Origin of the sequence: Streptococcus infantis (genome assembly GCF_001579645.1) — a bacterium.
Taxonomy (GTDB): Bacteria; Bacillota; Bacilli; order Lactobacillales; family Streptococcaceae; genus Streptococcus; species Streptococcus infantis_E.
The window spans coordinates 1-1,082 of the sequence record NZ_LQZF01000177.1 but is presented as its reverse complement, the minus strand read 5'-3'; the positions used below and the strand labels follow the sequence as shown (position 1 = coordinate 1,082).

Annotated in this window: 1 pseudogene; it reads right to left on the bottom strand. The window is 41.7% G+C overall.

Annotated features, from left to right (window positions below):
* Window positions 1–29: 29 nt before the first annotated feature.
* Window positions 30–1,082, bottom strand: a pseudogene (locus SINDD18_RS09970) (alpha-amylase family glycosyl hydrolase); the annotation flags it as partial.

Sequence of the window (1,082 nt, the reverse complement as noted above, 5' to 3'; positions counted from 1 at the left end):
CCCATAAATCTTGAGTTTTAGGTTATTTTTTACGATAAAACATTCATAACTGCCACACTGACGTCGTCAATAACATTTTCTTGGTCAGAACGGCTATTAGTTACCAACATTTCAAGGTTTCCTGCATTTTCATAGTAAAATGAAGCCCCTTTAACATTGAAAACAACCAAGAAGTGCTCTTCAATTCCCTGAATTTCGTAAACAATCCAACCACTATTTTCAATAGCTGTGTGAACAAAGACATGACGGTAGACTTCTTCATAGGTAGGGTATGAAAAGGCACTAGTTTGTGTTTTAAGACGGATAATCTGACGGACAAACTCGATACTATCTTGACGCTCATTGATCAAATCCCAGTTAACTTGGTTGACGCTATCAGGAGCATTGTAACTGTTCATTGCTCGCTCACGATCTGCGTGAGTCAACTCTTCATTTTCGCCTGTAGCTACGAGTTTAGTACGGCCAAACTCTTGCCCCAGTTCCATGAAGGCCATCCCTTGCATGAGGAGATTCATAGCCGTTGCTGTTTCTACTTTCTTCATGATACGTTTTTCGCTCTCCGATGGATGAAGGGTTCTAAGCAAATCATGCAAATTGTAGTTATCGTGGGCTTCTACATAGTTAAGAACCTGGTTTGGACTGAGATAAGAACCGAGCTCTCGACTTCCAAGAATAGCCTTTGCGAGAATCGGCTCAGTACCTGCTCCACTGACGAAGCCAGATTTGATAGAGCCATAGACTTCACAACCTTTGACCGCATCACGTTGATTATCATTAAAGAATCCAATGTTTGGCAACTGGTAGGCATTGTCTTTCTTAGCCTTGTCATAAGGAGCAAGACCTGTTCCCATATCCCAACCTTCTCCATATAGGATGATTTTCGGATCGACTTCGTCCATAGCCCAACGAATCATCTGCATGGTTTTGACATCATGGATTCCCATCAAGTCAAAGCGGAAACCGTCAATATTGTATTCTTTTACCCAGTAGAGAAGAGAATCAATCATATATTTACGGAACATTTCGTGCTCACTGGCAGTTTCGTTACCGACTCCTGTTCCATTTTGGTAGGTTCCATCATG